General features: G+C 46.9%; 5 protein-coding genes. All 5 read left to right on the top strand.

The window, feature by feature from the left end; all coding sequences use genetic code 11:
- Window positions 1-53 precede the first annotated feature (53 nt).
- Complete coding sequence (locus PT85_RS18120; RefSeq protein WP_156143287.1) at window positions 54-350, top strand: hypothetical protein; 297 nt, start codon at window positions 54-56, stop codon at window positions 348-350.
- Between the two features lie 93 nt (window positions 351-443).
- The gene (locus tag PT85_RS18115; RefSeq protein ID WP_139182085.1) at window positions 444-887 is read left to right on the top strand and encodes a hypothetical protein; all 444 of its coding nucleotides are present in this window, start codon (window positions 444-446) and stop codon (window positions 885-887) included.
- A gap of 60 nt (window positions 888-947) precedes the next feature.
- Window positions 948-1,511 (top strand): Nmad2 family putative nucleotide modification protein, encoded by a 564-nt coding sequence (locus PT85_RS18110; protein WP_074467556.1) that lies wholly within the window; start codon window positions 948-950, stop codon window positions 1,509-1,511.
- 99 nt (window positions 1,512-1,610) lie between these two features.
- Window positions 1,611-2,156, top strand: a complete 546-nt coding sequence (locus tag PT85_RS17885; protein ID WP_074467555.1) for a hypothetical protein — start codon at window positions 1,611-1,613, stop codon at window positions 2,154-2,156.
- 86 nt (window positions 2,157-2,242) lie between these two features.
- On the top strand, window positions 2,243-2,671 hold the full coding sequence (locus PT85_RS18105; protein WP_156143286.1) for a hypothetical protein: 429 nt from the start codon (window positions 2,243-2,245) through the stop codon (window positions 2,669-2,671).
- Window positions 2,672-2,744 lie beyond the last annotated feature (73 nt).

Here is a 2,744-nt window from a genome sequence, read left to right as displayed (position 1 = left end):
AGCAAGAAGGACGCGCAAAATGCGCACGCCTCTTCTTGAAGCGTTAAGTGCCTATGAAAATTAGCGAATATCGACATACAGATGGGCATTGCCGCTGGGAGCTCTCTTACGAGGAAGTTGTCTTCGTTCTTTTAAATGAAGACGCACCTGCACCTTACAATTCAGAACTGCTTGCCTTCAGCAAGCTAAAGCTCTTGTGGCGTTTGTCGCCCCAAACAAAAGGCGGCTACGATTACATAGTTAATGTATGGATTAAAGGTGGTGAGGTTTACGCAGGTTCATTTTCTGGCTATGAACATAAGCTTGATATTCAAACGGGTGAAGTCCTAGAAACGAGGTTCACCAAATAAGCACTTAACAAACGGCTGTTGTCGCCCCTTCGGGGCTGGGACGGCCTTTCCGCCGCTACGCGGCTACAAGTCCGCCCCAAAGCCGGGCGTTAAATGGCAAAAGAAATGTGCAAACCTAAAGCTATAGAAGATCTTACTGTCGAAGACTTAAAAGCTCATCGTTGGTGTTTCTACCAAAACGACGACGAAGGTTTCGATGCTTTTGAACATATCATTCCTGATAGTCATCCTGAATTTTCAGAGCACATTACGGAGCTAGAGTTATCAGAGTTTAAGTTCTCAAATGGTAAAGTTGTATTCGGAGTTTATGACGGCTCTGAGGCGTTCAACATTATTGCGGGCGATGAATGGTATTCTTTTTGGTACGGTGTAGCTGAGCCATCGCAAGAAGATCTTGAAAGATTTAAATCGTTTATTGAAAGCAATGACTTAGAACTTCCAGTAGTTGCAACTGCAAGATGGTCGGGCACCACAAAAACATATATTGGTATCCAATATATAAACGAAAATGGTGAAACGATTGAAAAAGCCATTTAACAAGGCGCTCAAGCAAGGACGTGCTAACGCACGCCGCTTAGCTTTGCGTTAGGTGTCAACATGGTCTGCGTATACTCCTATGTCATTACTCATGACACCGGCTTTGCTCCAAATCCGTTTGGGGGATTTTGCACACTTGCCACCTGCAAACCGCTAATAAGACGCACAGCAAAAATCGGCGACTGGCTTGTCGGCACATCTTCAGTGAGAACATTAGGCAAAGGGAAAATCATCTATGCAGCCCGCATTGATGAAATACTAAGCCTCAGCGAGTATGGTAATAACTCAAGATTCTCTGTAAAGCGCCCGGCAGTAGAGGGCAATAGTCGCCACGGCGATTGTATCTATTACCAAGACATTGAGGGTGCTTGGCACCAACGCAGAAACATACACCATACAAAAGACCATATGGAGCGCGATTTAAGTGGAGAGAACGTACTAATATCAAACCTATATTGGTATTTCGGTACAAGCGCTCCAGAACTTCCGGAAAGCCTGCAAGAAATAATCAAGTCCGGCCCAGGCCACAAGCGCACCAGATCCCAAGAAGTCCTAAACGGTCTTATTGCATGGCTTAAGAGCAAACCCGAGGGGGTCACAGGTGTCCCATCAATGCCTCTGTGATATGCACCTAACAAACGGTTCAAATCGCTCGCTTCGCTCACTGGGACGGCGTGCCGCCGCCCCTTAACCTAAACGTGTTAGCCGCCTACGGAGACCCGCGTGGCCAATCGCACATACCTAATGAATCACGAGTCCGGTGCCCCGCGTACCGCAGCAGAAATTGAGAATACCTGTCTGCTCGGGGCGAACTATCAGCTTCCTATTCTTTGGCTTGCTCTGTTTGACCAAGATGATATAACCACCGTGCCAGTCGCATGCACTAATGGCGCTGGCGACCAAATCGTTGAGAACATCCCAACGCTCTTCACCTCCACCGTAAAAGCCAAAGCTACCTATGCATCGCGACGGACCGCACTGGCCCAAGCTTTGGGTGTTGAATGCGCGCCTTACATCGCCGAATGGGAGTCCTTTATCAGCTCCAATATCTCAGCCCCCTCTGTGCAGGTTGATCTCGTCGAGTTGTGGATGATGTATGACAACCCACCAGATTTTGCAGTCGATATCCGTGAGTGGCTCTCAGGAGTTAGTGCGCCTGTTGGCGCACAATGGAATAGCCTTTGTTCCCAAGCATCCTTCGGCGATGCCGCAGTTCGGCGCTACGGCATTCGCGGGTTTCCGTGGCAGGCCAAGCTGGCGTGGTCGTAACATACGGCTAACCCATCATTCCACCGGACCTGCGCGAAAAGCCGCGCAGTCCGGTGAATTCAAGCGTTATATTTTGGGAGAGTAGGTTGAGAATTGTTATCAATAATGTAATCGCAAATGTTTTTTGGATGTACTTTCCAGTTGCAATTATCTGGTTTTCTTTATCAATAGCTGGTTATGGATCGAAAGCATTTGAGGGGCCGGGGTTGGTATTTATCGCTTGTGTTATGTATGGGAACACCATTCAAAAATTTAGCGATTTAGAAAAGGACGATATTTGGGCTTATCTCATGTTCGCTATTATTGGGTTTTCTTTATCATTAGTAATGGCAGTTATCGTTTCTTATGACACATACACACCACACAATATTGTAAGCAATGTGCCTCAGACGGCTTATATAGTGATTGGTCTAGCGCTAGGGTCAATAATCGCGTCTTACATGGCAGTTTATCTTGAAACAAAATATAACAAGTCAAGCAAGAAGGACGCGCAAAATGCGCACGCCTCTTCTTGAAGCGTTAAGTGCCTATGAAAATTAGCGAATATCGACATACAGATGGGCATTGCCGCTGGGAGCTCTCTTACGA

The organism is Pseudomonas flexibilis (assembly GCF_000806415.1).
In the GTDB taxonomy this organism is placed as follows: Bacteria; Pseudomonadota; Gammaproteobacteria; order Pseudomonadales; family Pseudomonadaceae; genus Serpens; species Serpens flexibilis.
Note: the sequence above shows the minus strand (reverse complement) of the source record. Positions and strands in the feature narration are given on the sequence as shown.

What these genes read in the sequence shown, in the direction of transcription:
- PT85_RS18120 (WP_156143287.1), top strand. Translation starts at nt 54, where the DNA reads ATGAAAATTAGCGAATATCGACATACAGATGGGCATTGCCGCTGGGAG.
- PT85_RS18115 (WP_139182085.1), top strand. Translation starts at nt 444, where the DNA reads ATGGCAAAAGAAATGTGCAAACCTAAAGCTATAGAAGATCTTACTGTC.
- PT85_RS18110 (WP_074467556.1), top strand. Translation starts at nt 948, where the DNA reads ATGGTCTGCGTATACTCCTATGTCATTACTCATGACACCGGCTTTGCT.